This window comes from Paenibacillus peoriae KCTC 3763, assembly GCF_000236805.1.
In the GTDB taxonomy this organism is placed as follows: Bacteria; Bacillota; Bacilli; order Paenibacillales; family Paenibacillaceae; genus Paenibacillus; species Paenibacillus peoriae.
The window spans coordinates 1-18,770 of the sequence record NZ_AGFX01000009.1; the positions used below are offsets into that span (position 1 = coordinate 1).

Consider the following 18,770-nt stretch of genomic DNA (forward strand, 5'->3'; position numbering starts at 1 on the left):
AAAAATATTACCGGCCTGGATGTCTCCGCCAAGTCACCTGCTTTGATGGATCAGGCTCGATCAGACATATTGGAAAGCTTGCGTATGACGCATCAGCTAAAACCTTCGGAACCGGATCAATTTGAAGTGATGAGTCAGTCCGAAGCAGCAGGTGCAGCATCCGGTGTAGATAATATCATGACCAGCTTGCTGGGAGGTGTAGCCGCGATATCGCTCGTGGTGGGGGGAATTGGAATTATGAATATTATGATGGTCTCCGTTATAGAGCGCACGAAAGAAATCGGTATTCGGAAAGCCATTGGTGCCAAGCCGAGAGATATCATGATCCAATTCCTCTCTGAAGCGGTCATCTTTGGTCTGCTGGGAGGTCTGCTCGGAGTTGTTACAGGCATAGGAGCCTCCAAAATAATCGAAGCAACGGCACATATGACCATTGAATTTACAATCTCGCCGATCCTATATTCGTTCCTTAGCTCTGCAGGCACCGGCATCCTGTTTGGCGTATATCCCGCTTATAAGGCAGCAAAATTGAAGCCTATAGATGCATTGAGATACGAATAATTTTATGGGCAAGTGGCAGCAAAATGAAACGCAAACAGCGGTCTATTCTCGGGGGAACATACACAATGGAAAAAAACTATACGCATAATAGGACAAGAGAACATCGTATTAAGAGAAATAGAAGAAGATTATTTTTTATTATTATTATTTGTATTGTTCTCATGGCTATAAAACTCTTTGACATCTACGGAAATAAACAACAGCCCGTAAAAAGGATCGAATTTGCAGAAAAAATAAAATCAGTGTCAAGCAATAATTTTAATAACGAATTAAAGGGAAGGGCATCCCCTCTAAAAAATGATACTGGTGTTGAAGATGCAGCATTTGTTGAAAAGTACTTGAATCAGCAAATGCAAGGGCTTCGGCCCGAAGGAATAGACGGTAAAAAAGTTGTCTATTTATCTTTTGATGATGGCCCATCAGGAACTGTAACGCCTAAAATATTAGATGTTCTTAAAGAAGAAAATGTGAAAGCCACGTTTTTTTTGGTAGGAAAAGCAGTAGAAGAAAATGAGGGGACTAAGAATATAGTAAAAAGAATAGTTAAGGAAGGACATGCTATAGGAAATCATACCTACTCACATGACTACAGTTATTTATATCCTAAAAAGACGGTGGATTCGAACATTTTTATGAACGATATTGAAAAAACAAATCAGATTTTAAAGCAAATTCTGGGACAGGATTTTTCCACAAGAGTGATTCGATTTCCAGGCGGCCATATGACATGGCAGAGAAACGATCCCAAAGGTATGGAAGTGCTAGACAAAGCTCTACAGGATAAGGATTATCACCAGATTGACTGGAATGTATTACCTAAGGATGCAGAAGGTCCACCTAAGAATGCCGAAGAATTAATACGCGAATTCAAGCGGAGCATTGGGACTAGAGAAAAAGCAGTGGTACTTATGCATGACACTTATGGGAAGGAAGAAACAGCCAAAGCCTTGCCTGAAATCATAGCATATTTAAAAAAACAGGGATATGAATTTAAAACTATAAAGTAGCCAAAACAGAAAGGACCAGCAATAATATGGATATTAAAGATCTGGAGGATCTATATTTATCTTGTAAACCAGAGCTCTTTGGCTATCTTTTGAGAATACTGCATAACAAGCAGGATGCCGAAGATTTGTTGCATGAAAGTTTTATTCGGTTTATAAGAGCTTCTCCTGACTTGCCCCAAGATCGTATCCGATTTTATCTTTTGAGAATTGCCAAAAATCTGGCTATAGATTTATTAAGAAAACGAAAACGGATGGGGGAATACACTTCACATAGGGAAATGCTCTACGCTCACTGGGATACCCTCGATCTTGAAATCCAAGAGGAAGTCAATCGAATTCTTTTAATGGTGAGTAATGACGAGCAAAGGAGTGTACTTGAATTGCGTCTAGTTCAAGGGTACTCCATAAAAGAAACGGCTCGAATTTTAAACAAGAGTGAAGGTTCTGTGAAGTCATCGCTGTATAGAGCTTCAAAACGTATTAAATTAAGATATATTTCCTGAGCTGATTGGGACGAACCCAAGCTGCACGATAAGTAAAAAAAGCTGCCGTAATAAATTTGGCAGCTTTTTTTGCTGAACCATTTGATTGCACCAGAGCTATGCTACAGTAAAATTGTTTGTTTTGCAAAAGCTCCTGAAAGCTTCTTGACAGTCTGTTTATATTGGAGTTATCATGGATGCATAATATCTATAATTAAAAAAGGAGATCGAAACTATGTGTAGCGAACCCTTTATCCACGACGGAAACCCGAAAGCGTATAAAGATAAGTTGGATATTGTCGCCAAGTTAGAAGGTGGTGCCTTATCCTTGCTACAGCCTCAACGCGGAGAGCGAATCCTGGACGTAGGCTGCGGGGCTGGGGACTTAACCGCCAAGATCGCAGCCGCCGGAGCGATTCCCACAGGTATTGATCTGTCTGAGGAGATGGTGAGACGGGCCAGACAGAAGCACCCTGAACTACATTTTCAGGTAGAAAATGCTTGTCATTACCGAACGGATGCCCCCTTTGACGCTGTGTTTTCCAATGCGGCTTTGCACTGGATCAAGGATGCTGCTGCTGTCGCCCGCTCCATCTGGCTGGCCCTTCGGGAGGAAGGACGATTCGTAGCCGAATTCGCAGGCAGCGGCAATGTCGCCGTGTTGACTGCTGCTATAAAAAAGGAGCTGGAGGCACATGGTTATGCGTGGGCGGGACGGAGTCCGTGGTATTTTCCCACCATTGGTGAATACACCAGTTTGCTGGAGCAGATTGGTTTCCGCGTTACGTTGGCTCAGCACTTTGATAGGCCCACTCCGCTCAAGGGCGATGCAGGGGTTCGCAGCTGGCTTGACGGGTTTGCCGATCATTTCTTCCCGGATGTCACATCTACAGACAAAGTGCTGATCTACCGCGCCATCGAGGCAAAGGTTAAGCCGCATCTGGAGCAGGGAGGACAATGGGTAGTCGACACAAGTCGATTGCGTATCGTCGCCATCAAGAAATCCGTTTAAGAAGAGAAGATAAGTGGCATAGGCATTCAAACACCTCCAAAAGTATTCTACCATGTCATAAGATATGGAGATGCCTTGGAGGTGTTTTTCGTTAGTTCCAATGTATCTCCCGACGGTAAACAAAATGTAAGCTGTGAAATTTCTTAAGTTTGGTAAGTGATTTCGTTAAGAATAGGTGATATAAGAGGTTAGCTCCCTTTGTTATTATTAAATTGTAAGGTATTGAAGGGTATAGGCCTACTCCGTTGAGATTACCTGCAGTTTTATAAGAGCAAAGAGTAGACATTTAAGAATAAAATGTAACCGCTTTATTAATCGCTTTCAAAATGAGTCTGCTTACGTGAAATTTCGTTTGTTGACACCTAGATTATGACTGCTTTTTCAGGAGGGAGACATTATGGACAATCGCAAACTCGCCGAGGATATTATCCAGTATGTTGGCGGTAAAGAAAATATTGGTCATCTGGAGCATTGTGTTACCCGTTTAAGATTTACGCTGAAAGACAATGCCGCTGCCCAAACGGACAAAATTAAGAATTTGGACGGGGTGATGACAGCGATCATCAGCGGTGGGCAATATCAGGTTGTTATTGGCAACAAAGTAAAAGACGTTTATTCAGAAGTCATGAATCAGTTGGGCACTCATTTCACGAGCGAAGAATCCAAAACAACGGGAACGGAAAAGAAAAAAAGTGCGTTTAATCGTCTAATTGATGTGATTGTCGGTATTATTTCACCCATTATTGGGGTCATGGCCTCAGCGGGGATTATTAAGGGCTTCCTTGCTCTTTTTACCGCCTTAAATTGGCTTGCGCAGACCGATGGTACCTACATCTTACTAAATGCACTTGGAGATAGCTTGTTTTATTTTCTTCCGGTTTTGATTGGGTTATCTGCAGGCAGAAAGTTTGGTGCCAACCCGTTCATTACGGCTGTACTTGGAGCAGCACTGGTATATCCCAACATTGTTACGGCTTATAATGCCGGGAATAGTCTAAGCTTTGTGGGTATTCCCGTCGTCCTGGCCAATTATACATCGTCATTATTTCCGATTATTTTTGCAGCCTGGATGGCCGCGAAAATGGAAAAGTGGTTCGAACGAAAACTACCTGCTTCGCTCAAAATGATATTTGTTCCGTTGTTTACTATTCTCATTACTGGAATACTGACATTCCTGATCGTGGGACCTTTACTGTCAGCATTCAGTGATGGACTTGCAAAGGTCACCATGGTTATCTACAATCTTAGCCCTGTGGTCGCAGGCATAATTCTGGGCGGATTTTGGCAGATCATCGTCATTTTCGGTCTTCATTATGCCTTTATACCGATTCTGATTAATAATATCACTACACTGCATTATGATCCCGTAAACGCGATTTTGAACGTTACCGTTCTGGCACAAGTCGGAGCTGCACTCGGGGTATTTCTCAAAGCCAAGAGTAAAAAAGTTCGCAGCATCGCTGGACCTGCCGCTTTATCAGCTGCCATGGGTGTCACGGAACCAGCGATATACGGTATTTCCCTGCCTATGAAAATGCCTTTTGTGATGGCGGGAATAGCGGGAGCCATGGGCGGAGGTATAACTGCAGCTATGGGAGCCAGGATGTATGGCTTCGGAGGCTCGGGGATGTTTGCGGCTCCGCTGTTTATCAATCCAAAAGGAATTGATGTGAGCTTCTACGCCTTCTTGATCTCTAGTGCGACAGCCTTGGTGGTCGCTACTATACTGTCTTATTTGTTTGGTTACAAAAACCAGCCAGAGCCAGTGGCAGATGAAGCGGCCAAGCCTGTACAGGGGAGTCCCAGCAAAAGTGATTTGCACACCAATGATACGAAAACGGTTTACAACTCTATTCAAGGTATTCTTATTCCGCTCTCTGAAGTCAAAGATGAGGCCTTTTCCAGCGGTGCGATGGGTAAAGGTTATGCGATCATTCCGAGAGACAACAAAGTATACGCTCCCTTCGACGGGACCATTGTAACAGTTGCTAATTCCAAACATGCTTTGGCTCTTTTATCCACGGATGGTGTGGAACTGCTCATTCATATTGGAATCAACACAGTCAAACTAAAAGGTGCTCCGTTTGATATTAAAGTGAAGGAAAATGATATTGTCAAAAAGGGGCAGTTATTGGCAGAAGTAGATTTTGCCATGATTGTTGAGAGCAACTATGATGTCACTACACCCATCATTGTCACCAATAGCTTTGATCATCAAGTCATTGAACTCCAACTCCAGACTGCTGAAAATCAAGAAGTTCAAATTGGAGATCCTGTTCTTAGCATTCAATAAAATGGGCATGTATCCAGAGGCTTGACTGGCTGGCTTGCTGCCGGCCAGTCAGCTATCTGTATTTTTTACGGTAATCGCTGGGTGTTTGACCAAAAAAGAAAGTGAACTTTTTATAGAAAAAGCCGAGGTTGTTATAACCGACTTCATTAGCTACTTCGTTAACCGTCAATGAAGTGTTGGTTAGAAGCATAGCTGCGCTTGTTAATCGCTGGATTTGAATCATTTCCTTAAATGTTCTCCCAGTCGCTTTCCTTAGATAAGCACTCAAATAGTTGGGGTGGAAGTTGAAATGCTTAGCTGTTGCGGCTAATGTCGCGTCCTTGTAATGATTTTCGAGATACTTCAAAATTTCAATCAGATTGGTTCGGGAAGGATTATCAATGTATTGTTTTTCCTGATTTCCCTGAAATGTCTGCAAGAGCTTGCTGAACATGATAACCATATAGGAATCAATGATTTCCTTGGAGTACATGCTGGGATCAAATGATTCGCACATCAGATTTTCCATGGTTTCTTTAAAAGAGATTTCATTACTGGTATGAAAAATAATATAGCGGTTGTGGTCCTGGATCTGGGAAACCGCATTGATAATGAATTGGGAAATGATTCCCGTGCTTGCCAGCCTGCTTAAAAAAGAAGTTGTAAAAAAGGGCTTAAGCATAATGAAGTTTATAATGATATCTTCCTCTGTTGTTTCTAAAATGGTGTGCGGCACATTGGTATCGAGCATACAAAGATCACCTTCTTGAAGGGTGATATGCTGCCCATTAATTAGCTGCTTACACTGACCGGCATAAACATAATTAATCTCCACGTAGTTGTGAATGTGAACGGGAATCTTGGAATATCTGGAATGCTGGCGAATCGACATTTGGTTGATTTGTAATTTGTTAAATGCATTTTCCGGAAATTTCGAATTCCGTTGACTGTGAAGCGAGTCATTATCGAATTCGAATATATACACTGGCTCTTCGGATGCACTAATCGTTTTTCTCATTTTTTCGTACATTTGAAGCCCGCTATCGGGGTCCTTTTTATGTCGAAGTTCGCTTTCCGACATTTCCATAAGGCGTTGTCTGAGCTCTTCACGATACATGTTTGATTCACCTCTGCAGCTATCACTATAGAAGATTAAGTTTAGTAAGTCAAATGCTTAAGTTGAGAAGATATTAAAGTCAAGGCTACCTTTGTTATCATGGAATTAATCATAAAACAAATCGATAGGATGGGTGTGTTATGAAAAGGCTGACCGATGTCTTGGAAAATAAGCAGGACAATTATATTTTTCCACTATTTTGGATTCATGGTGAAGAAGAAAAGATTCTCAGAGAAGCCGTAGGTAAAGTTCAGGATGCCGGCATTCAGGCTTTGTGTGTGGAGTCCAGACCACATCCGGATTTTGTTGGTGAACTTTGGTGGAGAGATATGGATATCATCATGGATGAGGCTCGCAACCGGGGCATGAAGGTATGGCTCCTGGACGATTCCCATTTTCCTACAGGTTATGCCAACGGTAAAATCGTTTCTGACTATCCGCAGCATGCCAAAAAATATTTAAAAATTCACCAATTGGATTTTGTGGGCCCTCTGAAGGACTCCTCTTTTTTGGTGAAATGGGGCAGTCCCGGGAATCGGATGAGTCTTGGTTTGAAACCAGTCCCGACTCAGGATGAAATTCTGGGGATCGTTGCTGCTCGCAGAACAGGAGAGAACAGCATAGATCCTTTAACCCTGCAGGATGTGACCTCTTTTGAGAAAAACGGAGTTTTGTATTGGGACATACCGGAAGGGGACTGGCGGATATTCATTATGCTGCAGACGGTGCATGGGGGAGAACCCCATACGGATGGATATTTAAACCCGCTAGATCCGAAAGCGGTAAAAGTATTGATTGAGGAGGTGTATGAACCTCATTATCAGCATTATAAAGACGATTTTGGACAAACGTTCGCTGGCTTTTTCTCGGATGAGCCGCGTTTTGGAAATATACATGGCGCGTTTGGGTCCATCGGCAGAGCCGAAATGGTTTTCCCCTGGAAAGAAGGACTTCTCGAAAAATTTACACCTGAGGAGCGGCTTCGGCTTCCGCTGCTGTCCACGGTAGAGGGACAAGGAACCGAGCACTCGATTCGCTACAAATATATGGATATGATCAGCCGTATGTACGGTGAGTCCTTTACGGGTACATTGGCGGCCTGGTGCCGTGAGCGTGGTGTTGAATATATCGGTCATTTGATCGAAGATAACAATGCGCATGCCCGTCTTGGCTATGGAGCTGGACATTTCTTCAGAGCCATTTGGGAACAAGATATGTCCGGTATTGATGTGGTGTTAAATCAAATTGTGCCCGGAATGGACAAAGGGCCGTTCAAATCTATGACGGCTAAAGGATGGGACGGTGAATTTTTCCATTATGGACTTGCCAAAATGGGCACATCCTTGGGGCACCTCGATCCGAAGAAAAACAACCGCACCCTGTGTGAAGTATACGGAGCCTATGGTTGGGCGGAAGGCATTAAGCTGATGAAATGGATAACGGATCATATGCTAGTCCGGGGGGTCACCCATTTTGTTCCTCATGCTTTTTCGCCGAAGGAATTTCCGGACCCCGATTGCCCGCCACATTTGGATGCGAGGGGACATAATCCGCAATATCGGTTCATGAGGGAGCTGTTCAATTACCTCAACCGTGTCAGCCACCTGTTGAATGGAGGGGAGCATATTGCTCCTGTAGGACTGCTTTATCATGCGGAAGCGGAGTGGCTGGGAGAGTATATGTTGTTCCAAAAGCCTGCCCGTGAGCTTATGCAGCACCAAATTGATTTTGACGTGGTTCCTGTCGATCTGATTGTGGAGGCCGAGCCTGAGGGCAATCGATACAAGATCAATGGGAAAGCCTTTAAGGTTCTCATCATCCCCTATGCGGAAGCTTTACCGCAAAAACTGCTGACGCAAGTCAAGACACTTACGGATGCCGGCATCCCGGTCTATTTTATTGACGGATTGCCAGTGCGTAATGAGTACGGGGAAGCGGTAGATCCTCTGCTTCTGGCAGGAGCAGCTATTAAAAAATTAAGCGATTTTGCAGTCCAGCTACAGGAGGAAGGAATTAACGATATCCGGACATCGGAGTTTCAGCCTTATCTACGTTACTATCACTACCGCCAGGAGGATGGAAATCTATATATGTTCTTCAATGAAGACCCTTACCGGATCATTGAGACAAAGGTAACTTTAAGCAATGGAAAGCAAGTTGCCGTTTACGATGGCTTTGACAACCGTCTGAAGCCCATTCCTCAAACCTTAGAAAATGGTAAAAGGATTGTATCTCTCACGCTGCAACCCTATGAGTCGATCGTGGTATTTGAAAGTGAAGAGGCTGTTGAAACAGGCAGAGAAACAGCAAAAGAACTGGCAAACATCAGTGGCCCATGGAACATTTCCTTTTCGACGGCTGAAGCTTATCCTCATTTTTCATCCCAAAATGTTCTGGACTCGCTTCAGGATATCTCCAGATTGGAAGGGCACGGTCAATTCTCTGGAACAGTACGTTATGAGTTGTCGATCCATCTCGAAGAAGAAGTCGAAGACGTCCGAATCGACTTGGGTCGTGTATACGAGGTAGCCGAGGTAACCATCAACGGTCAATATCTGGGAGTGAAAATCTGTCCACCTTATATCATTGAAGCTGGAGATGCACTGCGTAAGGGTAAGAACGAAATCATTATTGAAGTCACCAACAATCTCGGCAAGCAGGAGCAGGATTTCTTGTCCCAATACATGATTCAGGAGCCGACGGGGCTGCTTGGACCGGTGCGTTTATTGAAATAATATGTAGCAGAGCAGACACCGGGGAAGACAATGGTTTCGGTTTTAAATTAAGGTGATGAAATGAATACGCCTAATTGAAGAGCTCAGCATGCAAGATTTAGGCAGCCGATCATTCGGCTGCCTTTACAATGCCCAGAAGCTTTGTTATGAAAGCTGCTTTTGTTCAATGACTGTATTTTGTTAATGAAACCCGTTTCACATATGACACCGATCACAATATACGATATCGCAAGAGAAGCGAATGTATCCGTCTCTACCGTCTCCAGGATACTGAATGATACGGCTCCGGTGCGTTCAAGCACATTTTTTGGGTAGGTAAAATATAATGAGACCAAATATGAACCCCTTTCATGAAATGGGTTCCATTTTATTTTTTCTTTGGTCCATCACATTTGAGGGGGCGCTTAGTTTGCAAAGAAGCTTGCAAGTGATTTTCTTATTGATTCTGGCCATGGCATTAGGTCTGACGGCTTGCAGTAAAGGGGACAGCAGTGCATCCGGGTCCGACGGCAAGGTAAATCTGACGATGACCATCTGGGGTTCGGAGAATGAGAAGAAGATCTATCAAGAGCGGCTGGATATCGTGAAACAGACCTACCCAGATATCAACGTGAAGCTGAATCTGGTGGCCGGAGATTACGATCAGAAGGTACAGACCATGATCGCGGGGGGTACAGCGCCGGACATCATGATGATTGCTGAGAACTATCAAGCATATGCCTCCAAAAAGCAAATTATTGCGCTGGACGATATGATCCAGACGAACAATGTGAATATGTCAGAACGCTATTCCCAGGATATTGTGAACTTGATGAAGTATGATGGCAAGCAGTACGGTATGCCGGATCGGGCGGGAGCGATGGTCCTTTTTTACAACAAGGACTTATTTGACAAGGCTGGAGTGAAATATCCATCTAAGGACTGGACCCAGCAGGATTTAATGAATGCAGCCCAGAAGCTGACGGTCAAGGAGAACGGCAAGACCATTCAATGGGGGTACTATCCGGGCAGTTGGTGGCCACAGTGGATGCAGCTGATCTATCAGAATGGCGGCTCTCTGTTCGACCAAAAGGGAAAGTCTACATTTAACACCGAACCTGTGCGCAATGCCCTGCAATTTATGAATGACCTTACCTTCAAGTACGGTACCGGACCGACACCAACGGAGATTGCCGACATGGGCAATATCGGGGCTGACCCTCTGTTTGCCCAAGGCAAGATCGCTATGGAAACCACCGGTTTCTGGAACATTGGCTCGCTCGCAAAAGTAGAAGGCATCAACTGGGATATTGCTTCCATCTGGGGTGAGACGAACGCATTTTTCAACGGCTTCACAATTACGAATGCATCCGAGCATAAGGAAGAAGCCTTCAAGGTCATTGAGGCACTGACGACACTGGATGGCCAGATGCCATTAATTAAGGCAGGGCAGGATGCACCGGCGACCAAGGCGGGGCTATCGAGTGACGAATTCCTCAATGCCGAATATGGAGGTAAAATAATCAATATGGCAGCCTTCAGCGAATCGAAAATCTACGCGGAGCCCTTCAATCCGAAATGGAATGAAATGATGAAGCTGATCAATGATAAGCTGAGTGTCTATTTCAACAACAAGGCGTCACTAGAGGATACGGTGACCCAGGTTCAGAGTGGGCTGGAGAAGCTATACCCGTAACTGCACAGCTTTGGCAAGTTCAATAGCATAGCAGAGAGAGGATGAATGGAATTTGGATACAGTGCAGGTTCCATTTTCTCTCTCATCAATAGGGAGGGCTTGACGTGAGGCAAAAGGACGGTAAATGGTTCTATATCTTCATCTCGCCTTGGCTGATCGGGTTCGTCGGGCTGACACTGGGGCCGATCCTGTTCTCGATTTATATGAGTTTCACCAACTGGGATTTGTTCCAGTCCCCATCATTCATCGGATTGGACAATTACAAGACCTTGCTGACCGATGATCTGCTGTTCTGGAAGTCGGTGGGCAACACCTTCTTTTACGCGCTGATCTCCATACCGCTTGGCATGGCAATCTCGCTATGGATTGCCTATTACCTGAACAAGAAGATCAAGGGCATTACCTTCTTCCGCATTCTGTTCTATCTGCCTTCTGTCGTTCCGGTAGTGGCCAGCTCACTGCTGTTCGTGCACCTGCTAGCACCGAACAAAGGGCTGATTAATAGAGCACTGGCCTTATTTGGTATTCAAGGGCCAGCTTGGCTGCTTGATCCCAACTGGGTGAAGCCCGCCTTGATCCTGATGTCCCTGTGGGGCGTCGGGGGAGGTGTCGTCCTGCTGCTGGCCGGGATGAAGGGGATTCCTCAGGAACTGTACGAGGCAGCTGCCATCGACGGAGCGCAAAGCACGCAGTCTTTTTTCCACATTACCTTTCCGATGCTGACGCCCGTCATTTTCTTCAACCTAGTGACTGGCATCATTGGAGCATTGCAGACCTTCGCGCAGGTGTTTATCGTCACTTCCGGGGGGCCGGATAATGCGAGCCAGATGGTCGTGCCCTACCTGTTCCAGAATGCGTTCCAGTTCTACAAGATGGGTTATGCTTCCGCGATTGCATGGGTGCTGTTCATCATGATCATGGTATTAACCTTACTCATCTTCCGGTCATCGGCGTTATGGGTGCACTACGAGGAGGGAAAAGCAAATGAGTAATCCATCCACCGCAGAGAAGTCCATCTCCTACATTTTTCTGATTCTTGTTGGCGTGCTCCTCGCTTCGCCATTCCTCTACATGATCTCCATAGCCCTGTCTAGTGATGCAACTACGATCAAGTTGGCATTTACCTTCGTTCCAAGAGAATTCGAGTGGTCCAACTTCTATACCATCTTTACAAACAATAACCTGGGCACTTATCTGAAAAATTCGGTCATTATCACCATGTTCACCATTATCGGCTCGGTACTGTCGGCTTCGGTCGTATCATACGGCTTTGCACGTATTCAGGCAAAGGGCAGTCGGTTCCTGTTCATCGTGCTGCTCAGCACAATGATGATCCCGGGTGAGGTAACGATGGTCCCGCAGTTCATTATTTTCCGCCATTTGGACTGGATCAACACGTTTTATCCGCTGATTGTACCGAGTTTTTTTGCCGGGGCGTTTAATGTGTTCCTGATCCGGCAGTTCGTAATGAGCATACCGAGGTCGCTGGATGAAGCCGCCATGATCGACGGCATGGGACATCCGGGCATCTATTGGAAGATTATTATGCCACTGACCTATCCAATTCTGACCGCCATTGCTATCTTCTCGTTCTCGTGGAACTGGGGTAACTTCATGGGACCACTCATTTACATCAATGATCCGGAGAAAATGCCGCTTGCACTGGGTGTGCAGCTCCTCACCACAGTAAGTGGTGGACAGTTACCTCCATGGAATCTCGTGATGATTGCATCGTTGTTCTTGACCATTCCAATGGTGCTGGTCTATCTATGGGGACAGCGTTATGTATATGAAGCCAATATTAGTGGAGGCAGCAGTGGTATTAAGTGACAGGAGGAATTCTCATGAATCATGCTTCGAAAAAAATAACTAGGTCCATTACATTTATGAGCGAACCGGTGCGTCTCAAGCTGGAAGAATCGTACGATCATTTTGAAGGCTGGGGTACGTCGCTTGCTTGGTGGGCGAATGAGCTGGGTGGATGGCAGGATCAGGCGAAGGCTGCCGAGGTGATGGATCTCGTATTTGACCCGGAGAAGGGTCTTGGATTGAATATCGTACGCTATAATATCGGTGGCGGTGAAAATTCGGATATGCAGGAGCTACGCCCTGGTGGAGATGTGCCGGGCTTTCAGCCAGAACCGGGGAAGTGGGACTGGGAGGCTGATGCCAGACAGCGTGCGGTGTTGCAAGGAGCGCTGAAACGCGGCGCCAACATTGCCGAAGCTTTCTCCAATTCACCACCGTATTGGATGACCATCAGCAGTTCGGTGACAGGGGCAGTGGATGGCGGCAACAATCTGCGTGAGGACCAATATGATGCTTTTGCCGATTATTTGACCGAAGTAGTAAAGTACTACCGGGATCAGTGGGGAATCACGTTTCGCACACTTGATCCGCTGAATGAACCGTCCTCGAATTGGTGGAAGAAGGGAAACATACAGGAGGGAAGCCACTTCACGGTCGACAAGCAGGCCGAGATTATCCGCAAGGTGGCAGGCTCCTTGAAGAGCAAGGGGCTGGATGCTACGGTGGTCAGTGCGGCGGATAACAACAGCATTGATGAGACAATGCATAATCTACAGACCTATGATCTGGACACTCTGGACGTGATCGGACAGATCAACACACATTCCTACAACGGAAGCCGGCTAGAGGAACTGAGGACGCTGGCGGAGCAACTGGGTAAACGACTGTGGATGTCTGAGTACGGTACGGGCGGCAGTGAGACACACAGTCATGACGATATGACCTCGGTGCAGGAACTGGCGGAACGGATCATGTGCGATCTGAAAATCATGCAGCCGTCCGCTTGGGTATACTGGCAGGCCGTAGAGGATGAAGGCGCGAATAACAATTGGGGGTTCATCCATGCCCACTTCACCGGAGAAGAGCAGTATGAGGTGACCAAGCAATATTATGGTATGGCCCAGTTCAGCAAGTTCATCCGACCGGGGGCATCCATTATTCCAACCGATGACGGACGAATGCTCGCTGCTTATGATCCGGTCAGAAGGAAACTGGTGCTGGTAATTCGCAATGAGTTGTCGGCAAGTAAGACGTCCTTTGAGTTAAATGATTTTACTTACTCGGATGCTTTGGAGGCGCAGGTTTACCAGACTTCTCCCGACAGTAATATGAAGCGCCTTGAGAATATCTCGGTGTATTACAACGGGCTGGAAGTGGATACGGCAGAGAATTCGATTACAACTGTGGTTTTGAACGAAGTTACTTTGAAGTTGAAGTGAGATCAATATTGTTGAATGATCGATTTGATTCTGATTCAGTCATCTTGGATGGTATAAATCAGATAAGAGTCTAGTAACGATATCGGTGTAAACGCTTACGAATTATAAATTTCAATTCTGCGAAAGGGGGGGATGTCATATGACCACATGTTAGAACCTCAGAAAGTGAAGCGTTGGAATACAACAGCCGGTTCAACGGCATCATCATCCAGCATAAAGGAGAGGGCTCTATGTTAACGGTAATGAAAGAACGCTCATGGCTATTAAAAGCATGTAAGTCCGTATTCATCGTATTGCTTACAGCAATGATTCTGTCCGGCATTATAAGCCCAAATACAGCGAGTGCAGCAACAAGTGTTTATACAATCTCGGCTTTTACCAATAGCAGCGAGTCTAATCTGTATATTTACCAATCCTATAATGCCATGAATTATGGTCTCCTAAAAGGCTCTGCATACACTCCGCCCGAGGGCCTAATCCGCGATCCCAGCATCATAAAACACATGGATGGCCTATATTATGTGGTCTACACCACGAATTGGTCAGGGAATACGATCGGCATAGCATCAAGCCCGGATAAGGTAAACTGGAATTTTGTCCGCAACATCCCACTATCCTTGCCGAGTGGAATCGCACACACCTGGGCCCCCGAATGGTTCGTGGACAGTAATGGAAGCTTGAATGTCATTGTGTCCCTATCGCCAGGCAACTATGAAAACTTCAGGCCGTATGCCATCACGGCAGCGAACAGCAACCTTGCTTCTACGGCCTGGTCGGCTCCGGTCGAGCTTGCAGGCATTGCCCCAAATTATATCGACACTTTCATCGTCAAGATCGGGTCGACTTATCATGCGTTTACAAAGAACGAGTCGACCAAATATATCGAATATGCCACAGCGCCCTCTCTAACCGGTCCTTATACTTTCCGTGGCACCAAAGACTGGGCCAACTGGGGGTCTTGGGTAGAAGGTCCTGCGCTGGTGCAGCTAGATAACGGAACATGGCGCATCTATTTTGACGGTTATTCTGCGCAAAAATATTACTACAGCGACTCCTCTGACGGCTTCCAGACATGGACTGTGAAAAAGGAGCTGCCAGGTTTGACCGGATTGGTCCGACACATGACCGTGTTGAAAGAAACCGGGCAGCCGGGTGACATACGGGGGCTGGAGTCTTACAATATGCAGGGAAATTATATCCGGCATTACAACTATCAGGCACGGATCGATAAGAACGTAAGCCCTGTGGAAGATTCGAAATTTCGAATTGTTCCCGGCCTTGCGGATGCTTCCGCCATCTCATTTGAATCTGTCAATTTCCCAGGATATTACCTACGCCATAAAAACGATCTGATCTACCTTGAAAAAAATGAAGGCAGCCAAGCCTTCACGGCTGATGCCACGTTTCGACGCAAAGACGGACTTGCTAATTCAGCCTGGACGTCGTACGCATCGTACAATTATCCTGACAGATACTTGAGACATTACAATAATCTGCTCCGTTTGGACCCGATTGTTACAGCGATCGATAAATCAGACGCTACTTTCAAGGAGACCACGGAGTAATGGAGCTGGCACAGCCTTGAAAACCATTTGAGCTGTACAGTTCCTTATTATTATATCGATTTGCACTAATATTATATTTATAGGGAAAACTTATGCAATTATAATGACATTATATTTATAGGGAGGTTCAATTAATACAAATGGAGGAGTGAATTCATATGAGTAATATGTTTCAGTCAAAAGTAAGAGAAAAATTAAAGTGGTTGAATGAACCTGAGCACTGGGAGTACACCGAAGAAGGTGGATTGATCATTGATGCACCGGCTAAAGTTGATTTTTTCAAGGATCCTGCGGGGAAACATGTAGCCCATTCTGCTCCTTTTCTACATTTTCAGGTTGATTCATCTTTTCAGCTTACGACACAGCTTCAGGTAGACATGCGTCATCTTTATGATTCAGGGTGCTTGATGTTGATGGTTGACGAGAACAATTGGGCTAAACTTTGTTATGAATTTAACGGCAATTCCGCCACGATTGTGTCTGTTGTAACCAAGAATGGCTCCTCCGATGATTGTAATTCTGAGCGTGTTGTAGTTGATAACCCACATTTGAGGATCACGAAGATTGGAAGGATAATTTCTTTTTACTATTCGCCCGATGGCGAGGATTGGAAGCTAATCCGCTACTTTGGAATGGAACATTCTGCTCAGTTTATAGCAGGTGCACTGGCCCAGTCACCGATGGGATCAGGTTGCCGGGTCAATTTTAAATATTTAAACTTAACGATTCCCACTGAGAATAGCAGGTTCTAAGATATAAAGAAGTCGCCATATTGGCGGCTTTTTTTGTTCCAACGATATAAGTTTATTCTCGATGATGCGATTCGGCAGCTCAAAAAAAGATTTGACATGTAATGCGTTACACAAATTACAGTGTAATTGTAGAACAAATAACAATCATCTCATTAAACATCATTCGTTTTTAGCAAGGGAGACAGCATACTAATGAATAGAGACACTCAAAAAATTGTGTTTATCGATATTGACGGAACACTTGTCGGTGATGACGGCATGGTGCCTGAATCGGCACAAAAAGCCTGCAAAATAGCACGCGAGAACGGTCATCTGCTTTATCTGTGTACAGGTCGTTCAAAAGCTGAAATCTACGATGCCATTTGGGATATCGGATTTGATGGTCTTATTGGAGCAGGAGGGGGGTATGTAGAGTCCGGGAATGAGATTCTTTATCATAAAAAAGTCACGCCTGAGGATGTTAGGCAGATGGTCGATTTCTTTAATTCACATGGAATTGATTTTTATCTGGAATCTAATTCAGCGCTCTATGCTAGCCATAATTTAAGACCTCATTTGGAGAGACGGATCTATGGGGATGTTGAGAACGACCCTGTGGCCAGAGAAAAAATGGAGCGTTCCCCCCATCCATTTATCGCGGGTTTGACTTATGGAGAGACTGATTTGTATAAAGACGATGTCAATAAGGTTTGCTTTCTGGAAAGTGCTGTACCTTTTGAACGCATCAAGGAAGAATTCCAGGGGAAATTTGAGGTCATCCAGTGTACGGTTCCGATCTTTGGCAAGGACAGCGGGGAAATGATGATCCCTGGCATCCACAAGGCAATCGCCATTGCTGATTTGCTGAATCATTTGAGCCTGCCCCAGGAACAGACGATTGCCATTGGAGACGGAATGAACGATGCCGAGATGCTCGAATATTGCGCTGTAGGTATTGCTATGGGCAATGCAAAGCCAGGTTTGATAGAAATTGCAAATGATATTACTGACAGCGTTGAGGAAGATGGATTGTATAAAAGCTTTGTAAAATACAGTTTGGTATCTGAATAATTAACGCATATTTTGCTGCATGAAGCTTGGGGACCTGCCCTCAAGCTTTTTTAGTATAAATCAATAAAAGGAGCAGAAGGAGTTCCCGCTCGTTCGTGTATGAATATCAAAGCATAAAAGATTTATCTTATAGAGATACTAATCAACACATTAAAAATAGCTCAATATTATTCTTGCAAATTACATTTTGATTACATATAATACATATGAACAAGTGCTCATATGTTTATTTGAATAGTGAATTGTTAGAATCTTATAGAAGAGAGGCGTAGGTAGATGAGCGAGAAAAGTCACAGACACGACCATAATAATGAACATGATTGCAGCCAGCATGATCAACACAATCATGCTAAAGGCTCACATGCTCACGGACATGGGCACTCCCATAGCCACGGGCATTCTCATGGACAGGGAGCGAACAAAAATGCTTTGAAGCTATCATTCTTTTTAATTGCTGGGTATATGATCATTGAGTTTATTGGTGGATTACTGACTAACAGCCTGGCACTGTTATCTGATGCGGGACATATGTTGAGTGATGCGGGTGCATTGGGGTTAAGCTATCTGGCGATGACCTGGGGGCAACGGCAGGCGAGCAAGTCAAAGACGTTTGGATACAAACGATTTGAAGTACTGGCCGCTTTTATTAATGGCTTAGCGCTTGCCCTGATATCGATTTATATTTTCTGGGAAGCTTTCGAACGGCTTTCTAACCCACCAGGAATCATGACTTCGGGTATGTTGACAATCGCAGTTATTGGCTTGCTGGTCAATATAGCTGCTGCTTTTATCCTCATGAGAGGAGATACATCTGAAAATCTCAATATTCGCAGTGCTTTTCTGCACGTACTAGGGGATTTACTAGGCTCAGTAGGGGCGATTGTGGCTGCATTGTTGATTATGTTCTTTGGCTGGAATTTGGCTGATCCGATTGCCAGTATATTGGTGGCGATTCTGGTGATCATCAGTGCTTATCGGGTGACTCGGGACTCCGTACATATTCTGATGGAAGGTACGCCGCTGAATATGAACACAGATGAAATTAAGCAATCCCTGCTTGATCTTGAGCATGTTGTTGAAGTACACGATCTTCATGTATGGGCGTTGTCATCGGATGTTCCGTTGCTAAGTTGCCATATCATCATTCAAGATCCAATGTACAGCAGTGTTGTAATGGAACGGGCACAGAAGTTGTTGAAAGAGCAATACGAGATCAAGCATATTACAATACAGATTGATAGACCGGGAGCCCAGTGCCATATTGAACATCACTAGCAAGAAGTTCACACCACCT

The 18,770-nt window shown here is 44.9% G+C and carries 15 protein-coding genes and 1 pseudogene; 15 read left to right on the forward strand and 1 reads right to left on the reverse strand.

From position 1 onward, the window contains the following. From KQI_RS0101030 to KQI_RS0101050, 5 genes are all read left to right on the forward strand, one after another. Window positions 1-561: ABC transporter permease (locus KQI_RS0101030; protein WP_010344813.1), on the forward strand; the 561-nt coding region annotated here is incomplete at its 5' end. A gap of 65 nt (window positions 562-626) precedes the next feature. Beyond that, complete coding sequence (locus KQI_RS0101035) at window positions 627-1,568, forward strand: polysaccharide deacetylase family protein (protein ID WP_010344814.1); 942 nt, start codon at window positions 627-629, stop codon at window positions 1,566-1,568. A 26-nt stretch (window positions 1,569-1,594) separates the two neighbouring features. Beyond that, a complete protein-coding gene (locus tag KQI_RS0101040; protein ID WP_010344815.1) occupies window positions 1,595-2,071 on the forward strand; it encodes an RNA polymerase sigma factor in 477 nt (158 codons plus the stop codon). Between the two features lie 214 nt (window positions 2,072-2,285). Continuing rightward, window positions 2,286-3,062, forward strand: a complete 777-nt coding sequence (locus KQI_RS0101045) for a class I SAM-dependent methyltransferase (protein WP_010344816.1) — start codon at window positions 2,286-2,288, stop codon at window positions 3,060-3,062. 397 nt (window positions 3,063-3,459) lie between these two features. Continuing rightward, on the forward strand, window positions 3,460-5,355 hold the full coding sequence (locus KQI_RS0101050) for a beta-glucoside-specific PTS transporter subunit IIABC (RefSeq protein ID WP_010344817.1): 1,896 nt from the start codon (window positions 3,460-3,462) through the stop codon (window positions 5,353-5,355). A 52-nt stretch (window positions 5,356-5,407) separates the two neighbouring features. On the opposite strand, the gene KQI_RS0101055 is transcribed toward KQI_RS0101050, so the two are convergent. Then, window positions 5,408-6,451 (reverse strand): AraC family transcriptional regulator, encoded by a 1,044-nt coding sequence (locus KQI_RS0101055; protein ID WP_010344818.1) that lies wholly within the window; start codon window positions 6,449-6,451, stop codon window positions 5,408-5,410. Between the two features lie 140 nt (window positions 6,452-6,591). Here KQI_RS0101055 and KQI_RS0101060 point away from each other — a divergent pair, with 140 nt between their 5' ends. The 10 genes and pseudogenes from KQI_RS0101060 to KQI_RS0101105 all read left to right on the forward strand — a co-directional run bounded on the left by KQI_RS0101060 (window position 6,592) and on the right by KQI_RS0101105 (window position 18,751). Continuing rightward, window positions 6,592-9,186 (forward strand): glycosylhydrolase-like jelly roll fold domain-containing protein, encoded by a 2,595-nt coding sequence (locus tag KQI_RS0101060; protein WP_010344819.1) that lies wholly within the window; start codon window positions 6,592-6,594, stop codon window positions 9,184-9,186. A 201-nt stretch (window positions 9,187-9,387) separates the two neighbouring features. Then, window positions 9,388-9,489 (forward strand): annotated as a pseudogene (locus KQI_RS27560) (LacI family DNA-binding transcriptional regulator); the annotation flags it as partial. A 106-nt stretch (window positions 9,490-9,595) separates the two neighbouring features. Further along, window positions 9,596-10,861 (forward strand): ABC transporter substrate-binding protein, encoded by a 1,266-nt coding sequence (locus KQI_RS0101070; RefSeq protein ID WP_010344821.1) that lies wholly within the window; start codon window positions 9,596-9,598, stop codon window positions 10,859-10,861. Window positions 10,862-10,965: 104 nt separating this feature from the next. Continuing rightward, window positions 10,966-11,853: a carbohydrate ABC transporter permease gene (locus tag KQI_RS0101075; protein ID WP_010344822.1), complete on the forward strand. Its 888-nt coding sequence runs from the start codon at window positions 10,966-10,968 to the stop codon at window positions 11,851-11,853. Beyond that, the gene (locus KQI_RS0101080) at window positions 11,846-12,691 is read left to right on the forward strand and encodes a carbohydrate ABC transporter permease (protein ID WP_010344823.1); all 846 of its coding nucleotides are present in this window, start codon (window positions 11,846-11,848) and stop codon (window positions 12,689-12,691) included. The genes KQI_RS0101075 and KQI_RS0101080 overlap by 8 nt, the downstream gene beginning before the upstream one ends. A gap of 14 nt (window positions 12,692-12,705) precedes the next feature. Beyond that, window positions 12,706-14,109, forward strand: a complete 1,404-nt coding sequence (locus KQI_RS0101085; RefSeq protein ID WP_010344824.1) for a glycoside hydrolase family 30 protein — start codon at window positions 12,706-12,708, stop codon at window positions 14,107-14,109. A gap of 230 nt (window positions 14,110-14,339) precedes the next feature. Then, window positions 14,340-15,674: a glycoside hydrolase family 43 protein gene (locus KQI_RS0101090; RefSeq protein WP_010344825.1), complete on the forward strand. Its 1,335-nt coding sequence runs from the start codon at window positions 14,340-14,342 to the stop codon at window positions 15,672-15,674. 158 nt (window positions 15,675-15,832) lie between these two features. Further along, a complete protein-coding gene (locus KQI_RS0101095; RefSeq protein ID WP_010344826.1) occupies window positions 15,833-16,426 on the forward strand; it encodes a DUF1349 domain-containing protein in 594 nt (197 codons plus the stop codon). A 192-nt stretch (window positions 16,427-16,618) separates the two neighbouring features. Further along, window positions 16,619-17,476 (forward strand): Cof-type HAD-IIB family hydrolase, encoded by an 858-nt coding sequence (locus KQI_RS0101100; RefSeq protein WP_010344827.1) that lies wholly within the window; start codon window positions 16,619-16,621, stop codon window positions 17,474-17,476. A gap of 276 nt (window positions 17,477-17,752) precedes the next feature. After that, window positions 17,753-18,751 (forward strand): cation diffusion facilitator family transporter, encoded by a 999-nt coding sequence (locus tag KQI_RS0101105; protein ID WP_010344828.1) that lies wholly within the window; start codon window positions 17,753-17,755, stop codon window positions 18,749-18,751. The last annotated feature ends 19 nt before the right edge of the window (window positions 18,752-18,770 follow it).